Source organism: Gorillibacterium terrae (genome assembly GCF_051594785.1).
Taxonomy (GTDB): domain Bacteria; phylum Bacillota; class Bacilli; order Paenibacillales; family NBRC-103111; genus Gorillibacterium.
On sequence record NZ_JBPPGI010000005.1, the window covers coordinates 180,909 to 205,908 of the forward strand.

Genomic DNA, 25,000 nt, shown 5'->3' on the forward strand with positions numbered 1-25,000 from the left:
TCATCCGAACGACGGCGGACGCAAGACTGGCGGCAGGGAGCCGAAGGAGGATGACCATGACCGGCTTATTCGCAGGCCTTTCGGTGCTGTTCCTGCTGGTGCTGCTGCAGATTCTGATCGTGCTCGCCTGCGAATTTCAGCGGCCCGCCCGGGCGGCGGCCTGGACCTTGCTCCAGCTGCCGCTGCCGCTTCTCGGCCTGGCGCTGTATTGGGGACTGGGCGGCCGGTTTCGAAGCGCAGGCCGACCGGAACGACCGCCTCTTGGCGCGGCCGGCGGTGGAGCAGGGGAAGGCGACCGGCTGGCAGCGGCCCTTCATGCGCTTCCACCGGTTTCATCGGAGAAGACGCGGGTTCGGTTGTTCAGCCGGGTGGATGAGACGTACGAGCGTATCATCGAAGACCTGCGGGAAGCGAGCGAGACGGCGGATTTCCTGCTCTATACCCTGCGCGATGACCGAATCGGCACCGTCTTCCGGCAGCTCTTGGAGGAGAAAGCCCGGCAAGGGGTGAAGGTGCGGCTGCTGCTGGACGGGGCCGGCAGCCATGCCTTGGGCGGCGCTTATCGCGACCGCCTGCGCGATGCGGGAATTGAGCTGGTCTTCCACCATCCGCTCGGGGCCTCGTTTCTTAAGCGAAAGGCTAACTTCCGCAACCACCGCAAGCTGTTCCTGTTCGACAATCGGATCGCCTACGTGGGCGGGCTCAACATCGGAGACGAGTACCTGGGCGGCGATCCGCACCTCGGCTTCTGGCGGGACAGCACCGTCCGGTTGGAGGCGGTGGAGCTGACTGGCCTGAGCCGATTGTTCGAGCGCGATTGGCGGATGGCACAGGGGCAACCGCCTCCGCCCGATGCCGCTGTTTCCGCCGCCGGGTCCCCGCTTGGCGCTGTTCGCCCCCTTGGCGAATCGGTGCAAGCGGCGGCTGTTCGCTTTGCCTTATCCGGACCGGATGAGCCGCTCTCGGGCCTCTACGGGCTCTATTTCACGGCGCTCGCTTCGGCACGGCGCCGAATCTATCTGGCGTCTCCGTACTGGATACCCGACGAAGCGATGCGAAAGGCCCTGGAGACGGCCGTCTCCGCCGGAGTCGACGTTCGGATTCTGCTGCCGGAGATCGCCGACCACAAGCTGGTGCACTATGCCGGGCTGTCGTTCGCCCGGGATATGGCGGGAAGCGGAATCCGTTTCTATTTGTACCGCAAGGGCTTCCTTCATGATAAGACGCTGCTGATCGACGACCGGCTGGGAGCGGTCGGCACCTTCAACCTCGACCGGCGCAGCTTCTTCAGCAATTTCGAGCTGAGCGTGATCCTGACCGGCGAGGAAGCGGTCCGGTCGCTTGCGGAGGAGTTCGAGCGCGATCTGCGGGAATGCCGGGAATTTGATCCGAACGCAGACGGGAGCCAAGCGTCGGCAGGGCTTAAGGAGCGAGTCTGCCGGCTCCTCGCTCCGCTTCTGTAATCCCGCCTAGAGAAACGACAAAACGTGATCGAGCGATTGAGGCTGTGCCTGTGCGAGGAGATCCCCGTACCGGTCCAGCCTCTCTTTGATGTTGCGCAGATGAAAGTCGCGCGGATCGGCCCCAGCCTCTACTTCCGTCCAGAAGAGGGGCGTCGAGACGGACGCCGCCGTCCGGGCTCTCGGCGTATAGGGTGCCGACAGGGTCTTGCCGTGCCAATGCTGCAGGTAATCAACATAGATGCGGTCGCCCCGGTTCTTTTTCAACCGTTCGATGGTAAACAGCTCCGGATAGCTTGTGGTGAGGTAGCGCCCGAGGAACTCTCCGGCGCGGCGCAGCTCGGAGAAGGTATACCCGCGACGGATGGGGACGACCAGTTGGACGCCGGTGGCGCCGGAGGTCTTCGGGACGGCGCGGATTCGCATCTTGTCCAGTGCTTCCCCGATCAGACCGACCGCCTGCATGATGCGCGGCTCGATATCCAGCGAAGGGTCGATATCCAGCACCCATTCGGCGGGCAGCTCGTCGTCCACGTAATGGAATGAAGCGTGGAATTCCAGACAGGCCAAGTTCCCCAGCCAGATCAGGGTGGGGAGCGAGTCGAGGACCACATACCGGATCCCCGAGAGGACGGCGGTTCGCACGAAGGGAGGGAGCGGCTCGGGGGCGTTCTTTTGATAGAAGGATTTGTCATGGATGCCGTGCGGATAGCGGATGGTCGTCAGGTAGCGATTGCGGCAGTGGTCAAGCAGATAGGGGGACAGCTCCATCAGATGCTGCAGGTACTCCAGCTTGGTGATGCCGAGCTCCGGCCAGAGGATTTTTTCCGGATTGGTGATGGTCAGCTCGTGGCCTTCGACGACGACCGTGCCCTTGTCGGCCTGTTTCATGGAATGCCCTCCCGTTTCTCGCGTTTCGCCTGCCTTACGGTTACAACTCAAAGGTGCATTCGGCGGCATCCGCCTCGACAAAGGCTTGAATGCTCGGCTGGCGGAGCGTTCCGTGATGCGTCCATTCCCGGAACTTGAGCTTCACCGTCAGAACCGGCTTCAGCCAGACGGCGTCCTTCCAGCGCTCCGGGCGGTTGGCGAAGGGGCGCGTTTCCTGACGGAGCGGATGAGACGCCGCCGTAAACTCGGCCCAATCCGCCGCCGTCAGCTTGCCGGTGCCGGCATGGCCGATATAAATCAGCTGCCCGTCCTCGCGGTAGAGGCCGAGCAGCAGGGCGTTCGCCGTGTTTCCCCGCAGGGTCATCCCGCCGACGACCGCAATGAGATCGCGGTCGTTCTTGATCTTCACCCAGCGGCCGTCCTTGCCGCCGAGGGCGTAGCGGCTCGTCAAATCCTTGCAGACGATGCCTTCCATCCCCCGCTCCTCGATGGCGCGATAAAGCGCGGCCCCTTGGGCGACGCTGGGAACAAGCTGCAGCGTCTCGCTCGGGATGACCAGCTCCGCGAGCCGCGTTTGCCGCTCCGACAATGGGAGATCCAGAATCCATTCGCCGTCGGCATAGAGGAGATCGAACACCATGTAGACGACGGGAACGGCTCGCATGGCGGGGGCGACTCGATCCGCTGATCGGACCCCGTCGCGCTTCATCACTTGATGGAACGACGGAAGCCCCTGCTCCAAGGCGATGATCTCGCCGTCCAGAATCACGTCTTTCGCCCGGCACAGACGCTTGAGCTCGCGGTATTCGGGGTATTGGGCGGTACGCTCGTTCAACCTGCGGTTAACCAGCCGGATCTCGCTTTGGTCGCCGTATAGAAGCATGCGAACGCCGTCCCATTTGATTTGGGCGATCCAGCGGTCTCCTTCCGGAATGGCTGCGGAGGAGATCGGCTCAAAGGGCAGAACCGGAGAAGGCAACACGGCAAAATCTCCTTTTGTTAAAGTGGGACGGGTTAAGTGTTCACGCTCTCGATCCGGGCACGCTTGCACTCGCGGATCGCGGAATAGAGGCAGAGGGCGAGCGATACGAGGTAGCCGAGGGCGCATCCCGCCGCTACCGGCTGATAATCGAGACCGGTGGCGAAGCCGACGACAATGAACAGGCAGGCGATCGCCACCAAGCCGTTCGTGATCTGCGCCCAGCGCTTTCTCGACCAAGGGGCCTTTTTCGGCGCGGAACCGGAGCTTCCGTTCGGACGCTTCCTCTGCGGGTTGGGCTCGCCTTGTTCCGGCTGGCGGTGGTCCTTCCCTTGTCGGTCCCCGTTCGAGTCCGACGACCCGTTCTGCTCCGCTTGCTGCTGCTGTTGGGATTGCCGTTGGTTCTCCTGTTCTTGCTGCCCTTGATCGGACGAAGCAGACGAATCTTGTTCATCCTTGCGATTCTGGGGCGATGGGGCGGAATGGAGAGCGGGCCGGCCCGCATTCTCCGTTTCGCCGGCCTGAATCTCGGCATCGGCTCCCTTCACCGCGGACCCCTCCGCCTGCGCCTTTCGCTCGGTGATGACCGTGGCAAGGATGACCAGGAGGACGGCGGGCGGTTCGATGCAGAGGACGAAGAAGGGAAAGCCATAGTTCGCGAACACGTTGACGTCGATCGAACCGCGGAAGGCGTACAGGCTGCACAGCAGCATCAGCAATCCGAAGGACGGACTGAACTGCGTGTAATCGCGGCTTCGGGTGACCGTGGCGACCCCGAGCAGCATGGAGATAAAGACGAGCGCGGTGTTGACGAAATAAAACGGAAAGAAAATCATGATGAAGATCATCTCCATCCGGTCCATGAAATCGGTCAAGAAGATCTGCATGGACAGGGAGAAGGCCGGGTACACCTGGTTTTCCGTGATGTGCGGTCCGTACACCAGCACCATAAGCACCAGAAACAGGCACAAGATGCAGGTGGACAGGACGACCCCGAGCCGAAGCGCGCTTTTCAGCTCCACCTTGGAGGCAATGGTCTGAATGAACGCTCCCATCACCACGATATCCCCGAACCAGGTGCAGTTGGTTAACCCGGCGATGCTTACATTGGACAGCCGATTAACGAAGAGAGGCTCACTCGCGAAGGTCGAAAATTGGCTGATCAGCATGAACGGCATGGCAATCACACCGATCAGCTGAATGGGGAAAGCCAACTCGTTGACGCGGGCCGGGACCTCGATCGTCGAGGAGCCGTAATAGATCAGTACGAGGAAGAACAGCAGCAGCATGATCTCCGTCGGCGTTCGGGGGAGCATGACCACCTTGGCAAAAAAATTGAACAAGCGGACATTGCGCATCAATACGAAAAAGATATGCAGCAAGAGCAGCAGATTGATCAGCGTCCCGCCGATTCGCCCGAGCACGATCTCATGAATCTGGAAGAGATTCTTCTTCGGGTATTTGGCCGACAGCCAGACCAGGTAGCTGGCAAAAAGCAGGGCGTAGACCAACCCGAATGCAAGGGTGAAGGGGGCATCGCCTTTGCTCATCTGAACCAGGGAGTGCGGGAGGTTGATGAGGGAAGTGGCAGTGAGCAGGGCGACCAGCAGCAGCATGAACTGGCGCTGGCTGAGTCCCGTTTTTTGGATCATGCGATCACTTCCTTTATCCAGTTGTAGACGGCCATGCCGATCGGATCGATGAAGGGCCGGGTTGGCATGCCGATCTTAATATCCATGAGCCATAGAACGAACAGGAGAACCGTGAGGCCGCTGATAGACAAGGCCGTCTTGTGCACGGCGTCCCGGGGTTGGGCCCGGTACCCCTTGATATCCATGGCCGCGAAGATCACAAGGCAGAGGGAAAACAGCACGACAAACAGAGAGTTCTTCATTTCCGGTGCTCCTCCCTGGCGGGATTATCGGACACGAGGCCGGTGTGCGAGACGGTGACTTCGGAATGGATCTCGTAGTCCGCCTGCTTCAAGCCGGAATCGCGCCAATCCTTCCCCAATCGGTCCCGCCACAGGCGCGGATACTTCCGGTTGATCCGATTGCCGAGCGCCACCGAGTCGGTTCCCATTTGCTGCATGCGCTCAAGGCTTTTCTCGATGTGTTTCTTGATCTGCTGGCCGGTCTCTTTGGAAATCATCCGAATGTTGTCCAGATCGTTCATATCGAGCACACCCATATCCTCCAAGACAAAGCAGGTGGCCCGGACTTCAATATCGAACTTGATCCGGTTGCCCGGCATTCGAACAGGCTCGATTTGGGTGGTCCCTTCCAGGACGTACACGGTGACCATCTGACCGTTGGACAGCCGATAAGTCATCTCGTGGGGGGTGACTTGCCCGGCAAGCCAATGGATGCCGAGCATTTCATCGCCTTCGTACACCCCGACCATCTTGTCTTCTTTGAACTGGGCATAGCCGAGCAGCTTGATCTGACCGGGACCATTCTCCTTGGTCTCGATCGTGCCCATGTAGACGACAACGGGGTCAATCTGCGGCGTGCTTAACGCCTGGGCCACATTCTTGACGTTATTGACGGTTTTTCCGCGGCCGCGGATAATCTCGCGAAGCGCCTCCCAACTGAACTCGTCGACGGGCGTCTTTCCCTTCAGCAGGTCGCTCGCTTTGCCCTTGGCGACGACCAAGATGCCGTTCAGCCGGTTTTCCGGCACGCGGGTAAAGTTGTCGAACAGCGGGCGAATCCCCCGCTTGGCCATGTCTTCTCCGATGATCAGCACGCGGCGGTGGGAGCTGGTCAACCGCCTCGACATGCGGGTGTTGTTGATTTGGGTAATGTCCCGCATCGTCGAGCCTTCCGTTGCGACGATGGTGAAGGGGTCGCCGCCGCTGCTTTTCTTTCCCATCTTGGCCGGAATGGGAATCTCCAGGGAAACGTCGAGCTTATCGTCCGGAGCGGCATCGATGCCGGTGGCCAGAATGAAAGCCATGTCGTTCAATTCGACCCGGTCCCAGCAGCCGGTCAGCGCGACCGACAGGAGAATCAGAGCGAGCAGCCCCCTACGGTTTCGCTTCATGAATCTGCGCCTCCTTCCGGTCCGCCGCCTCGCGGATCTTTATCGTCCGGGCGGCCGTCCTGCCGGTCTTGCTGCCGCTGTTGCGGTTCGTTCGAAGCGCCGCTTCCGCTGTCCTGCTGATTGCCGGACGGCTTGCTTTGCCCGGATTCCTGGCTGTCTTTGCCGACCGAGCCTCCTTGCTGTTTGATGTCGTTCTTCACCTGCATGCTTCGGCGGACTTCGTCTTGGGGATGCAGGTAGCCGGGACGCCGCACCGAGTACCAGTGCGGCATCCGGATGAGGGTCATCTCCATATCGCCCGTGGAAGCGGGGGCGATCGGCGCCAGATAGGGAATTCCGAAGGAGCGGAGATTGGCCATATGGCCGATCAGCAGCACCGTCCCGAGCAGAATGCCGTAGATGCCGAAGATCGAGCTGATGATCACGAGCGGGAACCTCAAGAGACGCAGGGCCACCGCGCCGTTGTATTGCGGAATGGTGAACGAAGCGATTCCCGTGATCGAGACGACGATGACGACCGGGGCGGAGACGATCCCGGCTTCGACCGCCGCCTGGCCGATGATCAAGGCGCCGAGAATGCTGAGCGCCGAGCCGATCTGCTTGGGCAGCCGGATTCCCGCTTCCCGGAGGGCTTCGAAGATCACTTCCATGATGAGTACCTCGATCACGGCGGGAAACGGAATTTGCTCGCGGTCCGCGGCGATGCTGAGCAGGATGCTGGTGGGAATCATCTCCGGGTGAAAGGTGGTCGCCGCCACGAACAGGCTGGGCACTAACAGGGACAGGATCAGGAACGTATAGCGCAGCCAGCGAAGGAAGGTGGAAAACTGGAACCGCTCGTAGTGATCCTCCACCGTGAGCAAAAAATTGATAAAGACGGTGGGAACGATCATGACCATCGGCGTGCCGTCGACGAGGATGGCGATTCGCCCGTTCATCAAGGCGGCGCATACCGCGTCCGGACGCTCGGAGATCTGCACCTGAGGGAAAGGCGAAAAGGCGCTGTCCTGGATGTATTCCTCCAGCTGGCCGGTCTCGAAGATGGCGTCCACGTCGATTCGCGAGAGGCGGGCCATGACCTCCGGCACGAGCTTGGGGTCGACGATTCCCTCTACATAAGCCACTGCCACGTTGGTCCGGCTCCGCCGGCCCAGTTTAAGCGGCTTCATCTTTAATTGCGGCGTCTTGATCCGCCGGCGGATGAGCGAGGTGTTGGTGCGGATGCTTTCGATAAAGCCCTCTTGCGGTCCGCGGACGATCTCTTCGGTGGACGGTTTGCTGATCGAGCGCAGATTCGGTCCTCTGAGCTCGATCAGAATCGCTTGAGCATTGCCTTCGATGAGAAGAGCGGTGTCTCCGCTCAGCACGCCGTCCAGCATGTCCTCGTAATTGTCGACGAGTTTTATCTGCGAGGCGGGAATGACCCGCTCGACCAGCTCCTCGACATCGTTCGGTTCCTCCTGCCAATACGTCATGAGCATTTCCAGGCTGCGCTGGACCAGCGTGGAATTGACCAGGCCGTCCACCATCACGGCGAGGGAGCGAACGCCGGGGTCGGCCTCGAACGGGCGCATCACCACGTCCGAGCAGTCGGCGAAGAGCTCCTTCAGATAGCTTTCGTTTTCGTCCAGGGCCGAGGATACGGGGACGTCCTTTAGATCCTTAAGCGAGGAAAACGTCGTCGGTCCGAGCGAAGGGGTTTTGTTCTTTTTCCCTTTCTCTTTTGCTTTCATCGGGGTCACCTGCCTGTTTCCGGTTCGGCTGTCGGCCGTTCCACGTCCGCATCAGTTTCTGCACCCGGCGGAAGAAATATGTACCCGAGGAAAGGAGTAACGGGACGCACATCCGAATAAAGGCGGGGAGAAAGGCGCTTGTTCCGAAATCGCCGGTTCCGGCTCTAGCTTCCGGTGCGCCCGCGCCCCTTGCCCCGGGGAGCCGCCGGCGTATCGGAATCGCCGCCGCTCTTTTTCTTCCCGCCCTTTTTCTTGCCGGTGGCGGAAGCGGCATCCGCCGGCTTGGCCGCGTCCAGGCTGGCCTGCAGGGCGGCCATGAGGTCGATGACATTGGCGCGCTCCGGCGCCGGTGCGGCGCGCACCTCTTCTCCGGCGATCTTGCGTTCGATCGCCGACATGACCGCTTCCCGGTACGTATCCTTGTACTTCTCCGGCTCGAACGGAGAGGACAACTGATCGATCAGCATCTTGGCCATTTCCAGCTCCTTGTCATTCACGTTCGCCGCCTCGGGCAAGCTGGGCACCTGGGACACCGCGCGAATTTCGTCCGGGTAGAAGATCGTCTCCATGGCGATGCAGCGGTCGATCACCCGGATCGCCGCCAGGCTGCTCTTGGAGCGGAGGGTCACGGAGGCGATGCCGATTTTGCCCGTCTGCCGGATCGATTCCAGGAGCAGGCTGTAGGCGCCTGCGCCGGTGTCCCCCGGGCCGAGGTAATAGGTTTTTTGAAAGTACACCGGGTCGATTTCCGACAGATCGACGAAGTCGAGAATCTTGATTTCGCGGGTCGCTTCGCCGCCGAGCGCATCCAGCTCCTCCTTTTCGAACAGGACGAACCGGCCGGGCTCGTATTCGTAGCCGCGGGAGATTTCCTCCCAGCCCACCTCCTTGTTGCAGGTGGGGCAGGTACGGACATAGTTCAGGGGAGTGGAGCACGCTTTGTGGATGTACCGCATCGAGATGTCCCGGTCTTCCGTCGCGGCGTACATGCGAACCGGCACGTGGACGAGCCCGAAGCTGATGGCGCCTTTCCAGATCGTATGCATGGGATTCCTCCTTGGGAAATTACGTCGTCTTTCTCCATTTTGCCCCAGTGCGGGAATTGCTAGCCGAGCCCCCATTCGCCCCGATGCCGTCTGTCTTTTCCTTGATAGAGGCTGGGCGCAGGGATATAATAAGATGCATTGACTCAAGCTGGAAAAAGGAGCATGCGAATGAACGGGAAGACCTCCTATCGGTTTGTTTCCCGGGGGCTCGCGGATACGGCCGCGCTGGCCTCGGAGCTCGCCCGCCGGGCGGAGCCGGGAACCTTGCTGACGCTGGACGGGGATCTCGGCGCAGGCAAAACGGCCTTCTCCCAAGCCATGGGCCGGGCGCTCGGGGTGGAAGAAGCGGTGAACAGTCCCACGTTCACGCTGATCAAGGAATACGAAGGCGGGGCCATGCCTTTCTATCATATGGATGTCTATCGGCTGTCTCTCGCGGAAGCGGCCGAGCTCGGCTTGGAGGAGTATTTCGAGGGAACGGGCGTCACGCTGGTGGAATGGGCGGAACGCATCGAAGAACTGCTGCCCGACGAGCGGCTAGCCCTTCAGCTCGCCTATACGGGACCGGAGGAGCGGCTGTTCCGGCTGATTCCCTATGGGCCCCGGTATTCGGCCTGGTGCGAGGAATTGAAAAGGAACGGGGTTTTATCATGAATCATCCTTATGAACAACAGGCTCCGGACGGCGGCGGGCTGCTGCTTGCGCTCGACACCTCCAGCTCGTCGATGACGGCGGCGCTGCTTACGGACCGCCGGCTGGCGGCGGAGCAGAGAATCCACGCGGAACGGGATCATTCCATTCGCCTGCTGCCGCTGATCGAGGAAATGCTGGAGAAGGCCGGCGTGAAGCCCTCCGGGCTAACCGCCATCGCAACCGGAGTCGGACCCGGCTCCTATACCGGCGTCCGCATCGGCGTGACGGTGGCCAAGACGATGGCCTGGGCCCGCAGCCTTCCGGTAGTCGGCGTCTCCAGCCTGGCTGCGCTTGCGCTCGGCACACTGCTGCCGGATGGGGAGCAACCTGCCGAGGTCCCTGCGCCTCAAGCGGGAGAAGGCCCCTTGTGGGTCGTTCCGCTCATCAATGCCAGAAGAGGGCAAGCGTATACGGCGCTGTTTCGAGTTCGGCCAACCGCCGACGCCGGCGGCGCAGAGGGCCGCTACCCCGGCTTCAACGGGGAGACCGGCTTTGCCGACGCCTGGGCTTCCGGCGAGGGCTGGAGCTTCGACCGGTTGGAGGACGACCGGATCGGGCTGGTGGAGGAATGGCTCGCGAAGCTGGCTGCACGGGAGCGGGAGAGCGGCTTGCCGCCGGCGCGGGTCATTTTCACAGGCGAGACGGAGGGCTTCCGGCCGCTGCTGACCGCGTTTGCCGAGCGGCGCGGAGGAGAGACCCGGATTCTGGAGGGCGGCTTGCGCGCGTATGCCGTCGGGCTGCTCGCCGTTCCGGCGATCCAGGCGGGAGCGACCGGCAATCCGCATGGGCTCCTGCCCAATTACACGCAGTTGGCTGAAGCGGAGGTCAAGCTGGCCGCTCGGCTGAGAGGGGAGACGCACACGTGAACGAACGGCTGAGCGCCCAGGGAATGCCCCTCCAGTTTCGGCGGATGAAGCTGGACGATATCGATCAGATTTGCGCCATCGAGAAGGAAGCGTTCACGACTCCCTGGTCCGCGGGCGCCTTTTACAACGAGTTGACCAACAATCACTTTGCCCACTACATGGTCATGGAAATCGGGCTCACGGTCGCCGGCTACGCGGGGATGTGGCTGATCATGGATGAAGCGCATATCACCAATATCGCGGTGCGCAAGGAATTCCGCGGCCAGAAGCTGGGTGAGCGGCTCGTCGTCGAGCTGATGAAGACGGCGGCCTTCATGGGCGCTGCCCGAATCACCCTGGAGGTGCGCGTCACGAACGAAATCGCGCAGAATCTGTACCGGAAGGTCGGGTTCGAGAAGGCCGGTGTCCGCAAGGGCTACTACACCGACAACCAGGAGGACGCCCTGATCATGTGGGCGAACCTGGAGCCCTATCTGCGCAAGTGAAGGAGAAGCGAATAATGAACAACACGACCGGCGCGGGCGCTGCCCCGTGCTACATCCTGGCGGTGGAAACGAGCTGCGACGATACGTCGGCCGCGGTCATTCAAGACGGCCGGACGATCTTATCCAATGTCGTCTCGAGCCAGATCGAGACGCATCAGCAATTCGGCGGCGTGGTTCCCGAGGTCGCCTCCCGCAAGCACGTGGAATCTGTCACGCTGATGATGGAGGAAGCAGTGCGGCGTTCCGGTCTGGAGCTTGGCGAGCTGTCGGCCATCGCCGTCACCCAGGGTCCGGGCCTGGTCGGCTCGCTGCTCGTCGGCCTGGTCGCGGGCAAAGCGCTCGCCTATACGCTGGAGCGGCCGCTCATCGCGGTTCACCATATCGCCGGCCATATCTACGCGAACGCGCTCGTCCATGAGCTGGAGTATCCGGCCATGGCCCTGGTTGTCTCCGGCGGACACACGGAGCTGGTGCTGGTGGAAGCGCCGGGCCGCTTCCGCATCATCGGCCGCACGCGGGACGACGCCGTCGGCGAAGCCTACGACAAGGTGGCCCGCGCGCTCGGCATGCCGTATCCGGGCGGTCCGCATGTCGACCGGATGGCGCATGAGGCGGAAGCCGCGCTGCCCCTGCCGCGCGCCTGGCTGGAGCCGGATTCCTACGACTTCAGCTTCAGCGGCCTGAAGTCGGCGGTGATGGCGGCCCTCAACCAGGCGAAGATGAAGGGCCAAACCTTGGACCCCGCCCAGGTGGCGCGGGGCTTTCAGGAATCCGTCAGCGAGGTGCTGACGGAGAAGGCCCTCCGCGCCGTCCGCGCTTACGGAGCGAAGCAGCTCTTGCTCGCGGGCGGCGTCGCCGCCAATCGCGGCCTGCGCGAGAGCCTCGCTCCGCGCTGCGAAGCGGAGGGCATCCCGCTGCTCGCGCCGCCCATCGCGCTGTGCACCGACAACGCGGCCATGATCGGCGCGGCGGCCTATCTCAAGTGGCAGCGCGGCGAGTATGCGCCGCTCGCCCTCAAGGCTGAACCGCTGCTCTCGCTGGAGAGCTGGTCGGTGTAACGCTTGTTGGCGCCTCCTTTGAAAGCATCCGAACGCACCCGAAAGCATCCGGCCTCCGTGCCGGGTGCTTTTTTCGTACGCGGGCCGGTTCACAAGCGGTGGGACGGATGTGGACAAGGTTATGCACATCCCCTGTGGACGAATGGGGATAAACCGATTTTTCCTTGTCGGTTCGCGCTCGGCGGATGTTGACAAAAAAATCGCGGATGTACGAATGACTTCTGTGGATAATGGGGATAAATCCGGGGATAGCGAGAAGAAGTCCCGAGATTTCCGGGATTTCGACCCTCTTCCTTGTGGGTAACCCTGTGGATAACGGCAGGGCAGCGCAAAAAGACTGTGGACAGGCGGAGCGGCGCTGTCCCAAATCGCCAAACCTCGCCCTTTTGCGTCGCGATTGTCCTTGTTTCGCCATTGGAAAAACCCTCTCCGGTTGAAGAGGGCTTACTTCCTGCTTTGCGATTTTATTCAAACTTAGGGCAGTGTACGGCGGCTCCACGGCGTTCCCTTAGGCTACGCCAAAAGCTCCTCCCATTCGGTGTAGACCTTTTCCAACTCCGCCCGGCGCGAGTCGATCGCTTCGTTCTTCTCCTGAACGAGCAGGTAGTCGTTATAGACCTCCGGCGAAGCCAGCTCGCTCTCCAGCCCGGCGATCTCCGTCTCCAGCCGCGAGATGTCTGCCTCCAACTGCTCGATTCGCCGCTGGCGGCTGCGCTCCTCGCGCTTCGCCTGCTTGTCGGCCTCGTAGCTGCCGGTTCGGCCCGCCGTCGCACCGGCGGCTGTCGCTGCGGCTACGCCGGCCGTTGCGCCGGAGCTTGGCGCGCCGTTTCCGGCTCCGCGGCTGTCGCTCCCGCCGGAGGAGGGGCCGCCGCCGAAGCCGCCCGGCGTGTAGCGGCTCGCTCCCTTGTTCTCGCCGGCCAATTCGCCTTCCAGCTCGGCCAGCTCTTTTTTCTTTTCCAAATAATCGTCGTAATTGCCGAGGAAGTTCTCCACGCCGTCCGGATGCAGCTCCAATATCCGTTCCGCCATCTTGTTCAGGAAATAGCGGTCATGGGAGATGAACAACAGCGTGCCCTCGTAATCGATCAGCGAGGATTCCAGCACTTCCTTGCTGAAGAGGTCGAGGTGGTTGGTCGGTTCGTCGAGGATCAGCACGTTGGCGTTCTGCAGCATCAGCTTGGCGAGCGACAAACGGGCTTTTTCGCCGCCGCTGAGTCCCGCCACCTTCTTGAACACATCCTCGCCGCTGAACAGGAAGTTGCCGAGCACCGTGCGGATGCGCGCTTCTTCCAGATGGGGATAGGCGCTCCACAGCTCCTCAAGCACGGTCAGCGCCGGATTCAGGTCCTTCTGCTCCTGATCGTAGAAGCCGATGCGCACATTGGTGCCCCATTCGTAGACGCCTGCCTCGGCGCGGCGGGCTCCCGTCAGTACCTTGAGCAGCGTCGACTTGCCGATGCCGTTCGGCCCGATCAGCGCGACGGTCTCGCCCCGCCAGAGCTGGAAGCTCACATTCCGGAACAGGGGCGGCGAGTCCTCGAAGGCGACCGCCAGCCGCTCGGCCCGCAGCACATCCTTCCCCGTCATCATATCCACCTCGAACGTAAAGGAGGCCTTTTTCAGATCCCCGAGCGGCTTCTCCATCCGGTCCATCTTCTCGAGCGCCTTGCGCCGGCTCTGCGCCCGCTTGGTGGTCGACGCGCGGACGATATTCTTCTGAATGAAATCCTCCATCCGGGCGATCTCGTCCTGCTGCTTTTCATACATCTTCATCTGGGACTCGTACTCCGCTGCCTTGATTTCGATGTAACGGGAATAGTTGCCCGTGTATCGCTTGGAGGTATGCCGTTCGATCTCGTAGATAGTTCCGACCAAGGCATCCAGGAAATAGCGGTCATGCGAGACGACCACAATCGCGCCGGGGTAGCCGCGAAGGTAATCCTCCAGCCAAGTCAGGGTGTCGATGTCGAGGTGGTTGGTCGGTTCGTCGAGCAGCAGCAGGTCGGGTTCCCGCAGCAGCATCTTGGCCAGCGCGAGCCGGGTCTTCTGCCCGCCGCTCAGCGTGTCGATGCGGGTCTCCTGGGGAAAATCGCCGAAGCCCATGCCGCTTAGAATGGCGCGGATTTTCGCTTCGATGCCGTAGCCGCCCTTTTCCCGGAACCACTCCTGGCGGGAAGCGTAACGGCCGAGGATATCCTCGTAGCGCTTGCTGTCGTGGGACAGGGCGGGATCGGCCATCTCGGCTTCCAGCTCGCGCAGCTCGCGCTCGACCGCAAGCAGGGAGGAGAACACCTCCAGCATCTCCTCGCGGATGGTGCTATCCGATTGCAGCCCGCTGTTTTGGGCCAGGTAGCCGATCGTCGTTTCCTTCGACTTGTAGATTTCTCCGCTGTCGTAGGACATTTCCCCGGCAATAACCTGCAGAAAAGTCGATTTTCCCGCGCCGTTCACGCCGACGAGACCGATCTTCTCGCGCTCGTTGACCAGCATGGTTATATTGGAGAGCACGGGACGCACGCCGTAGCTCTTGTTGATGTTGACCGCTTGCAAAAGCATAATGGATCAATTCCTCCAGCAAATAGAATCAATCAAATCTCATACTTCCTCTAGTTTACCTGAAACGAAGACAAAGCAGAAGCCGACCGTTCCGATTTCACTCAAAAATTCCCGAACCCCCCCTTACGGAATCGTGTCAGCCGCCCGTTGTGTCGTCTTTATTCGGCCTGCTTCGCCAGCTTTCGCCCGGTGCGCGAGTCGGGAGAATAATCGGGAAAAAGCCGACCGTTCCGCGGCTTTTGCTTCGTTAGCCCCTATGGTACAATAGGGAAGATATTCGGACCATGAGAGCCGATTCGGCTGGGCTCCGGCAAGGAACACGGCCCGGAAAGCGGGAGAGGAATGGACAAGGCTGCCCAAAAAGAGGCGCTGCGCCGGGAGATGCTCCGCCTGCGCGCGGAGATGTCGCCGGATGAGCGGCTGCGGCGGGAGATGGATCTTTGCGAGCGGTTATACGCCGAACTGGCAGGCCGCTTGGAAGCTGCGGGCGGGTCGGGAAGACCGGGACTCGTCTACTTTCCGTTCGAAACGGAACCGGACCTGACGCCCGTCGTGGAATCGCTCTGGCGGCTCGGTGCTCCGCTCGCTGCGCCGAGGTCGCTGCGCAGGCCCAACCGGCTGGAATGGCGCCTCGTCCGGGGAATGGCCGACCTTCAGCCCGGTGTCTGGGGCATCCGCGAGCCGAAGCCGGAATGCCCGCTCGTGCCGGAGGAGGAAGCGCTTCGCGCCCCGTTCCTCTTGGTGCCGGGCGTGGCCTTCGATGCGAGCGGCGGCAGGCTTGGCTACGGCGGCGGTTATTACGACCGGTTTCTGGCCCGCCGACCGGAGGCGGAAGGCCTGATCGCAGCGGCCTTCGAGCTGCAACTCGTGCCCGAGGTGCCGACGGAGGAACACGACCAGCGCGTCGGGATTCTGGTCACCGAGCAGCGGAGGCTCCGGTGCGGCGACGCACCGTCGGCTGCGGACTAAATGCAATCAAGCAGTTTTTCCATAGAAAGCGAGGAGAGTACCATGCGCTGGAAGGTTGGCATCTTGACGGCCAGCGACAAAGGGGCGCGGGGAGAGCGGGAGGACACCAGCGCCCAGGTCATCCGCGAGATGGTGGAGGAGGAGCTCGGCGGCGAGATCGTCGAGCACCGCGTCGTCCCGGATGAGAAGAACGAAATCATGGCCGCTCTGATCGAAATGTCGGATTATTACAACGCCCATCTGATTCTGACCAGCGGCGGAATCGGCATGGCCGCCCGGGATGTGACGCCGGAGGCGACGCGGGAGGTGGTGGAGCGCCTGGTGCCGGGAATTCCGGAGGCGATCCGCCACGCCGCCATGCCGCGCAACCCGCACGCCATGCTGTCCCGCTCCATCGCCGGTGTCCGCGGCGTCTGCCTCATCATAAATTTGCCGGGCGATCCCCGCGGCGTTCACGAGAGCCTGGCCGCCATCCTGAACGTGCTGCCGCATGCGCTCAGCATTCTCTCGGATAACACGGCTCCCTTCAACGAATATTTTTGAAGGGAGTTTTTTTGATCCGAGGGGCGGCGGCCGAAGCGCGGCTGGAAAGCGCCGCCGGCTAGCGCGGCTGAAAAGCGAAGTTGGCGGACGCCGCAGGGCTGGGTAGGCGGCGTCTTCATCCGCAAAAGGCGGATTTTTTTGGAGACCAACCCCTTGCATTGCCCAACCAAAACCGATATTATAGATAGTGTTGTTAGCACTGACGACGATCGAGTGCTAAAGACGCCAAAAGCTACATAATAACAAAGGAGGCCGTTTTTCCATGATCAAACCCTTGGGCGATCGCGTAATTATCGAGGCTGTTGCGAAGGAGGAAACGACGAAGAGCGGAATCGTGCTGCCCGATACGGCGAAGGAAAAGCCGCAAGAAGGCAAAGTCGTTGCCGTTGGCAGCGGAGCCCTCAAGGATGGCGAACGGATCGCGCTGGAAGTGAAGGAAGGCGATCGCGTTATCTTCTCGAAATATGCGGGAACCGAAGTGAAATACGAAGGCCGCGAGCTGCTGATCATGCGCGAAAGCGATATTCTTGCCGTTCTGGCGTAAGCCGGACATCTCCGTTTTTCCGTCTAACCCGGCGCTAAGCCGCCGCTGAATACAACATTAATCCACTACGGGAGGTATTCACTCGTCATGGCGAAAGACATTCAATTCGGCGAAGACGCACGCCGCGCAATGCTGCGCGGGGTCGATGCCCTTGCTAACGCAGTTAAGGTAACCCTCGGACCGAAAGGCCGCAACGTGGTTCTGGAAAAGAAATTCGGCAGCCCGCTGATCACCAACGACGGCGTGACCATCGCCAAGGAAATTGAGCTTGAGGACGCATTCGAGAACATGGGCGCTCAGCTCGTCAAGGAAGTTGCCACCAAGACCAACGACGTCGCCGGCGACGGCACGACGACCGCTACGGTTCTCGCCCAGGCCATGATCCGCGAAGGCTTGAAGAACGTAACGGCCGGCGCTAACCCGATGGTCGTACGCCGCGGCATCGAAAAGGCCGTCCGCGCCGCTGTGGAAGAGCTCGCCCGCATCGCCAAGCCGATCGAAGGCAAGAAGTCGATCGCCCAGGTTGCTGCGATCTCCGCCGCCGACGAAGAGCTCGGCCAGCTGATCGCCGAAGCTATGGAGAAGGTCGGCAACGACGGCGTTGTCACCGTTGAAGAATCCAAGGGCTTCACCACCGAGCTGGAAGTCGTGGAAGGCATGCAGTTCGACCGCGGTTATGTATCCCCGTATATGATCACCGATACGGACAAGATGGAAGCCGTGCTCGACGATCCGTTCATCCTGATCACCGACAAGAAGCTCGGCAACATCCAGGAAATCCTGCCGGTATTGGAAAAGGTCGTTCAACAGAGCCGCCCGCTGCTGATCATTGCGGAAGACGTGGAAGGCGAAGCTCAGGCTACGCTGATCGTCAACAAGCTGCGCGGCACATTTACCTGCGTAGCCGTTAAGGCTCCGGGCTTCGGCGACCGCCGCAAGGCCATGCTGCAGGACATCGCTGCCCTGACCGGCGGTCAGGTCATCACCGAAGAGCTCGGCCTCGATCTGAAGAGCACGACGCTCGACCAGCTCGGCCGCGCCCGCCAGGTTCGCGTGACCAAGGAAAACACGATCATCGTCGACGGCAACGGCGACAAGAAGGACATCGGCGCCCGCATCTCCCAGATCAAGGCCCAGCTGGAAGAAACGACGTCCGAATTCGATAAAGAGAAGCTCCAGGAGCGCCTCGCCAAGCTCGCCGGCGGCGTAGCCGTCATCAAGGTCGGCGCCGCTACCGAAACCGAGCTGAAGGAACGCAAGCTGCGCATCGAAGACGCCCTGAACTCCACCCGCGCTGCGGTCGAAGAAGGCATCGTCTCCGGCGGCGGTACGGCCCTTGTCAACGTTTACGGCGCAGTTGCAGCCGTTCAAGCGCAGGGCGACGAAAAGACCGGCGTCAACATCGTGCTCCGCGCATTGGAAGAGCCGGTTCGCATCATCGCTACGAACGCCGGCCAGGAAGGCTCCGTCATCGTGGAACGCCTGAAAAAGGAAAACACCGGAGTCGGCTACAACGCCGCCACCGACGAATGGGTAGACATGTTCGCAGCCGGTATCGTGGACCCGACCAAGGTAACCCGTTCCGCCCTGCAGAACGCTGCATCCGTCGCCGCGATGTTCCTGACGACCGAAGCCGTCGTCGCCGACAAGCCCGAGAAGGATAAGCCCGGCATGCCCGACATGGGCGGCATGGGTGGCATGGGCGGCATGATGTAATAAAGACGAAAACCCCTTGATAATCAAGGGGTCTTTCTTTATAAACAGTGGTTTTGACCACATTTTGACCACATTCATCAAAAATTAGAGGTTTTTCATGAGGTCCGCGAACTTTTTCGGGGCCTCTTTTTTGCGCGATTTGGTCACATGCAGATAGACAAGTCGGGTGGTTTTATCGTCTATGTGCCCAAGCCCGAAGTTTCATGGTACAATACTCCACAAAGCAAAACTTTCTGGAGGGATTGGGTTGTCAAATCGTTCAAAGCACATTACATTAATATCGTTTTTTCTTTTGGCAGTTGCTGTACGCTTGTTTCTGGCTACTCATTTTATAGGTTTTAAATACGATCAAATGTTCTTCATTCATTGGATGGATCAAATGGATAGGTATGGCATTACAAAAGCATATGAGTTAGATCAACAAATGAACTATCCACCACTTTTTCTTTTGTTTCTCTTACTATACAAGCAGATACTTAACGTATTTGGAGTAATTCCTGATGTAGGTACATTAGCAATAAAATTTCCTATGATTATATTAGATTCGATTGCACTCTTATTTCTATTCTCTGGAGTAAGGAAAAGAGTAGATTTTAAAAAAATAGTTCCAATCCTTGTATTTATTGCTTTAAATCCTGCGATTTTATTTAATGGTTCTGTCTGGGGTCAGATAGACATTATGCACAGCGGTTTAATCGTAGGGTCCTTACTACTGCTCGATAGAAAGCCAACATGGTCTGGTGTTTTATATGCCCTGGCTCTGCTAACAAAGTTTCAAGCGATCATGTTTCTTCCTGTGTTCGGAGGTTATTTTTTGTGGAGTTGGATTAAAGTGAAGAAGTTTGAAAGTACTTGGCGTTATATATTGGGTTTTTTGATTCCCGTTTCGATTATACTCTTGTATTTTGGAGTCACAAACGGAATTCATCAGATGTTTAAAAATGGATATTTGAGTTCCGTAGGTGCTTATCCTCAATTATCCGCTAATGCTTTGAACCCTTGGTATTATCTTTTTGGTTATGCACCAGATACCCCGGATACAAAAATCATTGTGTCATTTATAACTATTCGTGTTCTTGGATACATGTTGTTCTTGATTACAGCGTTAATAACGGTTTGGTATCTTTTTCGGTCAGATTACTTAGACAGTGCTCGTTTGCTACGGGCGGGTGTATTTGTAAGCCTTTCATCTTTTATGCTGCTGACCCAGATGCACGAGCGATATATATTTCCTGCCCTTATCAGTTGCCTAGTTTTAATTATCTTCGACCGATCTTGGATAAGGTTTTCACTTGGGCTAACATTAACAACATTTTTTAACATGTATGTAGTAGTTTATCCATACATTAATCCAAACAATGGCATGTGGATTGTTTATATAAACTGTATTATATTTTACTTAATGTTTAAGGAAATAATTAATATTTCGCAAGATAAACCAACTGAAACCGTGGTCGAAAAGAGATCTCATAATAAAAAAGGTGCTTTAAACAGTTAATAAGATCGAATACGCCATTGTGCTATGTTATCCTTGGAATAAGGAATCTGGAAGGAATTGAACTCTACGTCATCATAACGGGCGGCATGATGTAAATCATCCCGGAGGCGCCTTTCGGCCCCTGACTTCAACAACCAAGAGATTCGTTTCGGTTCGTTCGCGAGCCGGAGCGAATCTCTTTTTTATTGCTTAATGGCATAATGTGACATAGAATAACAGAAGACCCAAAACGGCCAAGCCGCAGGGTTGATTCCAGAGAATAAAGGAGTTTGCCCATGAGTAGCAGCAAGAAAAGGCCCGGACCGGCCAAGGCCCGGGAGCAAGTCGGCAGTTCCCTGCTCTATTGGGGAATCATGCTTTTTTGTGTCGGTTTTTTGCTGATCGCCCCTTTTTCCAAAGCCCTGTTTCAATCAACCCATAACGAATTCAATTATGCCATCGGCATCAACTTCCTCGCCCCGATCAATACTGCCCTCGTCTTTACGTTCATCGGTCTCTTGATGCTCGCGGGCTTCTATTATTTCTTCTTTTCCATTCGCCGAAAAGCGGATTATTTGCTGCTGCTCATTTGGCTGATTCCGCTCTGCTACGGCATCGGTCTCTTTCGCGGGGTTTCGTACTTCAGTTCCCTGCAAAGCTTCTATGTTCAGCTCATGCTCGCTTCCTTCTTTCTGTTTGGCGCGGCCTTGGTCCGCTATCGGAAAGGAACGGCCCTTCTCGTTCATGGCATAATGGCGTCGGGTTATGGAATCGTCATCTTCGGAATCCTGGTCTGGCTGGGCATGCTCGCGAACAAGGGGTACGTGGTGAACGACGGAACCGGCACGCGTCTGACCTCGGTATTTACCTATGCCAACAGCTACGCCGGATACCTGGGAGCTTTGATCTTGGCCATGCTTTACCTGTCGGCCACTTCCAAGAGAAAAGGGCTTACTGTCCTACATGCCTTTTTCTTGGTTCCGGCAATGGTTTCGCTGCTCTTGACTTTGTCTCGGGGCGGCTGGGTCTTGCTGCCGGTGCTGTTTATCGTGATTCTGCCGTTCGTTCGGTTGGCCGGGCAAATCGCCATGACCCTGCAGCTGCTCGTCTCCGGTTTGGCCGCGATGGCGCTTTCTTCCTACGTGACCGGCAAAGGCATGGATCTCATGGCCAACTATGATTCCGGAACGGCCCTCGTCACGCTGCTTCTTCTCCTGGCAGTTTCCGCAGCGGTAGCAGGTCTCGCTTTGGCAATCCGTTTCTTCTGCGATAAGTACATAGCGAACGGGGCCTTCTTTCAAAAGCTGCGGTATTCCAATCTATGGTTTCCGCTCGCGGTGACGGTGCTTGGCGGCTTGTTGCTGGTCCTATTGTTCAGCACGCCGCTCATTCATATCTTGCCGGCGGACCTGCAGAACCGATTCGAGAACATTAACTTTAACCAACACAGTGTGCGGGAGCGCGGTTATTTTTACGGGGATTCCTGGAAGATTGCAAAAGATTATCTCGGTTTTGGCACGGGCGGTGGCGGGTGGACCAATCTTTATCACCAGTACCAAAGCTACCCGTATACCAGCCGGCAGGCCCACAACTTCCTCTTCCAGGTGCTGATCGACATCGGTCTCGTGGGGACGGCGATAACGTTCCTGTTTATGGCCGTCGTGTTCGTCTTGTTTATCCGCCGATTCATGAAGGAGCACGCTTCGAATTCCATGGCTCTCGTTTTCTTTATCCTGGCCTTGTCGCTTCTGGCTCACAGCTTCATCGATTTCGACATGAGCTACGCCTTCCTGGGCGCGCTGCTTTATCTCTGCTTAGGCGCGTTGTTGGCTGTATCCTCGGGAGAGGATCCGGAGCGGGAGAACCCGGCCATGTCAGGTGGCGGAGCTTTTCTGAATCGGTTCCGGTGGCTGTATCCATCGGCCCTCGGTATTCTCGCACTCGTGATGATCGTGGTCGGCTTCCAAGCGACCCTGGCCAGCAATAAGGGACAGGCAGCGGTTGCCGCCCTGCGGGAATCGCAGGTGGATCTGCAACGGACGCAGAAACTCCTGAAAGATGCGGTGAACAACCAAAAATCCAACGTCGATTACCAGTTAATGCAGGTGGACCTCTACAGCCAAGCGTATATGCAAATGAAGGACGCCAGCTATCTGACCGCTGCACAGGCGATCCTGAACCGACTGGACAAGAAAGAGCCGAGTCTGATTGAGCCTTATGAATATCGCTATGGATGGGCCATGCAGAGCGGTAAGACCGATCAGGCGCTGCCCCTGGCGGAGGAAATGCTGCGGCGCAATCCCTGGAATGCGGTCTATTACGAGCGGGCAATCGAGCTTCGAACCGCATTTGGGGAACAATCGCGACAAGCGGGGAAGGCTTCCGAAGCGAATCAACAGTGGGATCAAGCGATGGCTTGGTATCAGGAGCTGCAGAACCGGATTGCTCGCCAGAATGAGATCCCCAAAGAAATCACCATCGGCAATCCGTTAACTATAACTCGCGGAGTTGCGCTGCCGCTTGCCCGGATTGAGTACAATCGCGGTGACTACGCAAAGGTCGAGGAGCAGCTAAAGCCGTTCCTGAGCGAGGGGCTGGAGGATGCGGAAGCCATGGATACGGCACGCTATTATGCCGCAGCCTTGGCGAAGCAGGGGAACCCGGATCGTACTTGGCAGGATAAGCTAATCGCCAAGGATGCCGGAGAGCAGGCTAAGCTTGACGCCTTGCTCAAGATCGAGCCGATGAAGTAGTTACGATTTCACGTAACACATCGAATCGGATTTCATCCAAACCGTCGGTTAAGGGTCCATTGATCCTAATCGGCGGTTTTGTTTCTTCATTAAATAAGCAGCCAGCAAGAGTACTCTGCGATGCCGATCTCCATTCCGTGGAGGCTCGTGCCAATCGGCAAGCCGGAACCTACTCGGTCAGGCTGTGCCTCCCGTCGCTGTCTCGTCGATCCGGTAGCCCCCGCTAGCTCGTACCTCGACGTTGCCAAGTCGGCCGCCATCCTATCGGGTTGGCGACGATAGCTCTTTCGAGGCAGAGTTGCTGTCTAAGCCCCTTAATAGAAAACAGACCTCATTTTCGTCCGAGGACGAGAACAGGTCTGTTTAGCCATCGATCGAACGGAAAAAAAGAGGACCGCTTGACGCGGTCCCCTTGGTCTTCCTTAGTTCGTAAAGCCGGCGCTATCGAGCAGACGCTTGATCAAGGTTACCGCTTCTGCGCGATTGGCATTCAACTGCGCTTTCAGCGTGGTAGGCGTGTAGCCTTTCACCAGACCGAGTTTAACAGCGGAAGCCAGTTCCTTCTTCGCCCAAGCGGATACTTGAGCGGTATCCTTATACGGGTTAAAAGCAGTTACCTGCTCCTGAGCGGTCAGGCTGACGTCCTTGCCGGTGTAGGCCAGAGCACGGACGACCAGGGCTGCGATTTCTTCACGACTGATCTTGGCATTCGGCTTGAAGGTTCCATCGCCGTTGCCTTTCACCAGTCCAGCGGCGGCTGCCGTGTTGACGACATCCGCATACCACATGCCGCTACCGACGTCCTTGAATCCAGCCGACTTGGCTCCTGCCGTATTCAAGCCGAGAGCGCGAACCACAATAGCCGCAAATTCGGCGCGGGTGATGTCATCCTTAGGCAGGAAGCGGTTGTTGTAGCCTTCCACCACCAGCTTGTTGGCCAAGCTTTGAATGTCAACCTTCGCCCAGTGGGTGGCGATGTCGGTGAATGTCTTGGAGGAAGAAACGGCGGTGTAAACCGAGTTTCCGATTCTCCAGATCACGACTTCCGACTTGTCGCCAAGAGCGGCGAACGTCGAAGGCACGAAGATGATGGACTTGCTAGCCGCATCGTACAGGACACCCGTGGAAGACAGGGTATCGATCTTGCCGAGAGCGGTGTCCAGCTTGATCGTGCGCTTCGTGTAGGTCTTGCCAAAGTCTACGTCAACAGCTGTCTTGCCGGCCGCTTCGGTTTGGACCTTGAAGTCAACAGCGTTGCCAAGCAGAGTAGCCTTTTGAGCGTACGCCGCACTGGTCACGTCCGACAGAGCCGTGCCAGTTTGTTTGGCGACCGTTACACGGATGTACAGATCCTTCACATCCACGCCAACCTGCTTCGCCAAGGCATCCACGTCGAGTTTCTTGAGCGGCAGGGTGTAAGACCCGAAGTCATTTTCCACCGTCAACAGCTCGCCGCTCTTCAAGGCCGACGCCGGAAGCAGAACGAAGTCACCCGGGAAAGTGATGCGGGCGTTCTTGTCCGAGCTTAACAAAGCGGCCAACTGCGTGGCATCGGCTTTGCCGTCAGCTCCAATCGTTACCTTGCCAGTCGTGGGCGGGATGTAGATTCCGCCGCCACCATAGTATGGTTCTCGATTCATGGTGGTGTAGGTGGCTTCTCCAACCCCATATACATATTTTACGACTGCAGGATCATACACGCTTTCCAAGGCAGTAAATGTAAAATTGTAACGGAATCCTGTCTTGTAGGTTATATCGTACACAGCATCCATGACTTTCCAATGCGTATAAGTAGAATCATAAACCGTTACTTGAACGGTACCGCCTTTATAGACATCCTCGAAAACTGAACCTGTAAGCTCCCCATTGTACTTATAATTATCGATTTTGAGGGAAGGTGCAGCAAAAGCGAGCGCCGGTACAAGAACCGAAATCAACAACAGGGTCGCCAAAAGACTGGAGACTTTCTTCATAATGGCAGGTTTCAAAGAAACAGCACTCCTTTTCAACGGATTATGTTTGTTTGAATTATGTGTTTTGGTCATTTTCCTATCACCTCCTTTCAGACCCGAATTGTCCCTTTTTTTGGAGAATCGTGTTACAATATGACTGCTCTTGGAAAAAGGCTCTATCATTATAGCAAATGCATTCTTGTAAATCCACAATCTTCCTGCTTCGCTGAACAA

Annotated in this window: 20 protein-coding genes; 11 read left to right on the forward strand and 9 right to left on the reverse strand. The window is 58.3% G+C overall.

Translation table 11 applies throughout. The features are described 5' to 3' along the window. The first annotated feature begins 56 nt into the window (after positions 1 to 56). Positions 57 to 1,463, forward strand: a complete 1,407-nt coding sequence (gene cls, locus ACSEXS_RS17755) for a cardiolipin synthase (protein ID WP_438434581.1) — start codon at positions 57 to 59, stop codon at positions 1,461 to 1,463. Between the two features lie 6 nt (positions 1,464 to 1,469). On the opposite strand, the gene ligD is transcribed toward cls, so the two are convergent. The 7 genes from ligD to ku all read right to left on the reverse strand — a co-directional run bounded on the left by ligD (position 1,470) and on the right by ku (position 9,154). After that, a complete protein-coding gene (gene ligD, locus ACSEXS_RS17760) occupies positions 1,470 to 2,351 on the reverse strand; it encodes a non-homologous end-joining DNA ligase (RefSeq protein ID WP_438434582.1) in 882 nt (293 codons plus the stop codon). Positions 2,352 to 2,391: 40 nt separating this feature from the next. Further along, positions 2,392 to 3,330, reverse strand: a complete 939-nt coding sequence (locus ACSEXS_RS17765) for an ATP-dependent DNA ligase (protein ID WP_438434751.1) — start codon at positions 3,328 to 3,330, stop codon at positions 2,392 to 2,394. 35 nt (positions 3,331 to 3,365) lie between these two features. Next, positions 3,366 to 4,982 (reverse strand): GerAB/ArcD/ProY family transporter, encoded by a 1,617-nt coding sequence (locus tag ACSEXS_RS17770; RefSeq protein WP_438434583.1) that lies wholly within the window; start codon positions 4,980 to 4,982, stop codon positions 3,366 to 3,368. Further along, positions 4,979 to 5,224 carry a hypothetical protein gene (locus tag ACSEXS_RS17775; RefSeq protein ID WP_438434584.1) on the reverse strand — a complete coding sequence of 82 codons (246 nt, stop codon included), beginning with the start codon at positions 5,222 to 5,224 and terminating at the stop codon, positions 4,979 to 4,981. The genes ACSEXS_RS17770 and ACSEXS_RS17775 overlap by 4 nt, the downstream gene beginning before the upstream one ends. Continuing rightward, the gene (locus ACSEXS_RS17780; protein WP_438434585.1) at positions 5,221 to 6,375 is read right to left on the reverse strand and encodes a Ger(x)C family spore germination protein; all 1,155 of its coding nucleotides are present in this window, start codon (positions 6,373 to 6,375) and stop codon (positions 5,221 to 5,223) included. Before ACSEXS_RS17780 ends, ACSEXS_RS17775 begins: the two co-directional genes overlap by 4 nt. Beyond that, on the reverse strand, positions 6,372 to 8,108 hold the full coding sequence (locus tag ACSEXS_RS17785) for a spore germination protein (RefSeq protein ID WP_438434586.1): 1,737 nt from the start codon (positions 8,106 to 8,108) through the stop codon (positions 6,372 to 6,374). The genes ACSEXS_RS17780 and ACSEXS_RS17785 overlap by 4 nt, the downstream gene beginning before the upstream one ends. A 164-nt stretch (positions 8,109 to 8,272) precedes the next feature. After that, positions 8,273 to 9,154 (reverse strand): non-homologous end joining protein Ku, encoded by an 882-nt coding sequence (gene ku / locus ACSEXS_RS17790; RefSeq protein WP_438434587.1) that lies wholly within the window; start codon positions 9,152 to 9,154, stop codon positions 8,273 to 8,275. Between the two features lie 168 nt (positions 9,155 to 9,322). Here ku and tsaE point away from each other — a divergent pair, with 168 nt between their 5' ends. From tsaE to tsaD, 4 genes are read left to right on the forward strand one after another with little or no spacing between them, the layout of a single operon-like run. Continuing rightward, a complete protein-coding gene (gene tsaE, locus ACSEXS_RS17795; RefSeq protein WP_438434588.1) occupies positions 9,323 to 9,808 on the forward strand; it encodes a tRNA (adenosine(37)-N6)-threonylcarbamoyltransferase complex ATPase subunit type 1 TsaE in 486 nt (161 codons plus the stop codon). Next, positions 9,805 to 10,713, forward strand: a complete 909-nt coding sequence (gene tsaB, locus ACSEXS_RS17800) for a tRNA (adenosine(37)-N6)-threonylcarbamoyltransferase complex dimerization subunit type 1 TsaB (RefSeq protein ID WP_438434589.1) — start codon at positions 9,805 to 9,807, stop codon at positions 10,711 to 10,713. Before tsaE ends, tsaB begins: the two co-directional genes overlap by 4 nt. Positions 10,714 to 10,736: 23 nt before the next feature. Beyond that, positions 10,737 to 11,198, forward strand: a complete 462-nt coding sequence (rimI, locus tag ACSEXS_RS17805; RefSeq protein ID WP_438434752.1) for a ribosomal protein S18-alanine N-acetyltransferase — start codon at positions 10,737 to 10,739, stop codon at positions 11,196 to 11,198. Between the two features lie 14 nt (positions 11,199 to 11,212). Then, on the forward strand, positions 11,213 to 12,256 hold the full coding sequence (gene tsaD, locus ACSEXS_RS17810) for a tRNA (adenosine(37)-N6)-threonylcarbamoyltransferase complex transferase subunit TsaD (protein WP_438434590.1): 1,044 nt from the start codon (positions 11,213 to 11,215) through the stop codon (positions 12,254 to 12,256). Positions 12,257 to 12,769: 513 nt separating this feature from the next. Here the strand turns inward: tsaD and ACSEXS_RS17815 are convergent. After that, a complete protein-coding gene (locus tag ACSEXS_RS17815; protein ID WP_438434591.1) occupies positions 12,770 to 14,812 on the reverse strand; it encodes an ABC-F family ATP-binding cassette domain-containing protein in 2,043 nt (680 codons plus the stop codon). 342 nt (positions 14,813 to 15,154) lie between these two features. Here ACSEXS_RS17815 and ACSEXS_RS17820 point away from each other — a divergent pair, with 342 nt between their 5' ends. The 6 genes from ACSEXS_RS17820 to ACSEXS_RS17845 all read left to right on the forward strand — a co-directional run bounded on the left by ACSEXS_RS17820 (position 15,155) and on the right by ACSEXS_RS17845 (position 22,814). Then, on the forward strand, positions 15,155 to 15,781 hold the full coding sequence (locus tag ACSEXS_RS17820) for a 5-formyltetrahydrofolate cyclo-ligase (RefSeq protein WP_438434592.1): 627 nt from the start codon (positions 15,155 to 15,157) through the stop codon (positions 15,779 to 15,781). Positions 15,782 to 15,823: 42 nt separating this feature from the next. Next, on the forward strand, positions 15,824 to 16,324 hold the full coding sequence (locus tag ACSEXS_RS17825; RefSeq protein WP_438434593.1) for a MogA/MoaB family molybdenum cofactor biosynthesis protein: 501 nt from the start codon (positions 15,824 to 15,826) through the stop codon (positions 16,322 to 16,324). 262 nt (positions 16,325 to 16,586) lie between these two features. Continuing rightward, the gene (gene groES / locus ACSEXS_RS17830; protein WP_438434594.1) at positions 16,587 to 16,868 is read left to right on the forward strand and encodes a co-chaperone GroES; all 282 of its coding nucleotides are present in this window, start codon (positions 16,587 to 16,589) and stop codon (positions 16,866 to 16,868) included. 87 nt (positions 16,869 to 16,955) lie between these two features. Then, complete coding sequence (gene groL / locus ACSEXS_RS17835) at positions 16,956 to 18,584, forward strand: chaperonin GroEL (RefSeq protein WP_438434595.1); 1,629 nt, start codon at positions 16,956 to 16,958, stop codon at positions 18,582 to 18,584. 247 nt (positions 18,585 to 18,831) lie between these two features. After that, positions 18,832 to 20,082, forward strand: a complete 1,251-nt coding sequence (locus tag ACSEXS_RS17840) for a putative hexosyltransferase (protein ID WP_438434596.1) — start codon at positions 18,832 to 18,834, stop codon at positions 20,080 to 20,082. Between the two features lie 275 nt (positions 20,083 to 20,357). After that, the gene (locus ACSEXS_RS17845; RefSeq protein WP_438434597.1) at positions 20,358 to 22,814 is read left to right on the forward strand and encodes an O-antigen ligase family protein; all 2,457 of its coding nucleotides are present in this window, start codon (positions 20,358 to 20,360) and stop codon (positions 22,812 to 22,814) included. Positions 22,815 to 23,236: 422 nt separating this feature from the next. On the opposite strand, the gene ACSEXS_RS17850 is transcribed toward ACSEXS_RS17845, so the two are convergent. Further along, positions 23,237 to 24,859, reverse strand: coding sequence for an S-layer homology domain-containing protein (locus tag ACSEXS_RS17850; RefSeq protein ID WP_438434598.1), 1,623 nt, complete (start codon positions 24,857 to 24,859; stop codon positions 23,237 to 23,239). Positions 24,860 to 25,000: the final 141 nt, after the last annotated feature.

Excerpts from the sequence above, each read along its gene's own strand:
- tsaB (WP_438434589.1), top strand. The coding sequence starts at position 9,805 with ATGAATCATCCTTATGAACAACAGGCTCCGGACGGCGGCGGGCTGCTG.
- ACSEXS_RS17780 (WP_438434585.1), bottom strand. The coding sequence starts at position 6,375 with ATGAAGCGAAACCGTAGGGGGCTGCTCGCTCTGATTCTCCTGTCGGTC.
- ligD (WP_438434582.1), bottom strand. The coding sequence starts at position 2,351 with ATGAAACAGGCCGACAAGGGCACGGTCGTCGTCGAAGGCCACGAGCTG.
- rimI (WP_438434752.1), top strand. The coding sequence starts at position 10,737 with ATGCCCCTCCAGTTTCGGCGGATGAAGCTGGACGATATCGATCAGATT.
- cls (WP_438434581.1), top strand. The coding sequence starts at position 57 with ATGACCGGCTTATTCGCAGGCCTTTCGGTGCTGTTCCTGCTGGTGCTG.
- ACSEXS_RS17775 (WP_438434584.1), bottom strand. The coding sequence starts at position 5,224 with ATGAAGAACTCTCTGTTTGTCGTGCTGTTTTCCCTCTGCCTTGTGATC.
- groES (WP_438434594.1), top strand. The coding sequence starts at position 16,587 with ATGATCAAACCCTTGGGCGATCGCGTAATTATCGAGGCTGTTGCGAAG.
- ku (WP_438434587.1), bottom strand. The coding sequence starts at position 9,154 with ATGCATACGATCTGGAAAGGCGCCATCAGCTTCGGGCTCGTCCACGTG.
- ACSEXS_RS17825 (WP_438434593.1), top strand. The coding sequence starts at position 15,824 with ATGCGCTGGAAGGTTGGCATCTTGACGGCCAGCGACAAAGGGGCGCGG.
- groL (WP_438434595.1), top strand. The coding sequence starts at position 16,956 with ATGGCGAAAGACATTCAATTCGGCGAAGACGCACGCCGCGCAATGCTG.
- ACSEXS_RS17785 (WP_438434586.1), bottom strand. The coding sequence starts at position 8,108 with ATGAAAGCAAAAGAGAAAGGGAAAAAGAACAAAACCCCTTCGCTCGGA.
- ACSEXS_RS17815 (WP_438434591.1), bottom strand. The coding sequence starts at position 14,812 with ATGCTTTTGCAAGCGGTCAACATCAACAAGAGCTACGGCGTGCGTCCC.
- tsaD (WP_438434590.1), top strand. The coding sequence starts at position 11,213 with ATGAACAACACGACCGGCGCGGGCGCTGCCCCGTGCTACATCCTGGCG.
- ACSEXS_RS17820 (WP_438434592.1), top strand. The coding sequence starts at position 15,155 with ATGGACAAGGCTGCCCAAAAAGAGGCGCTGCGCCGGGAGATGCTCCGC.
- ACSEXS_RS17845 (WP_438434597.1), top strand. The coding sequence starts at position 20,358 with ATGAGTAGCAGCAAGAAAAGGCCCGGACCGGCCAAGGCCCGGGAGCAA.
- ACSEXS_RS17770 (WP_438434583.1), bottom strand. The coding sequence starts at position 4,982 with ATGATCCAAAAAACGGGACTCAGCCAGCGCCAGTTCATGCTGCTGCTG.
- tsaE (WP_438434588.1), top strand. The coding sequence starts at position 9,323 with ATGAACGGGAAGACCTCCTATCGGTTTGTTTCCCGGGGGCTCGCGGAT.
- ACSEXS_RS17850 (WP_438434598.1), bottom strand. The coding sequence starts at position 24,859 with ATGACCAAAACACATAATTCAAACAAACATAATCCGTTGAAAAGGAGT.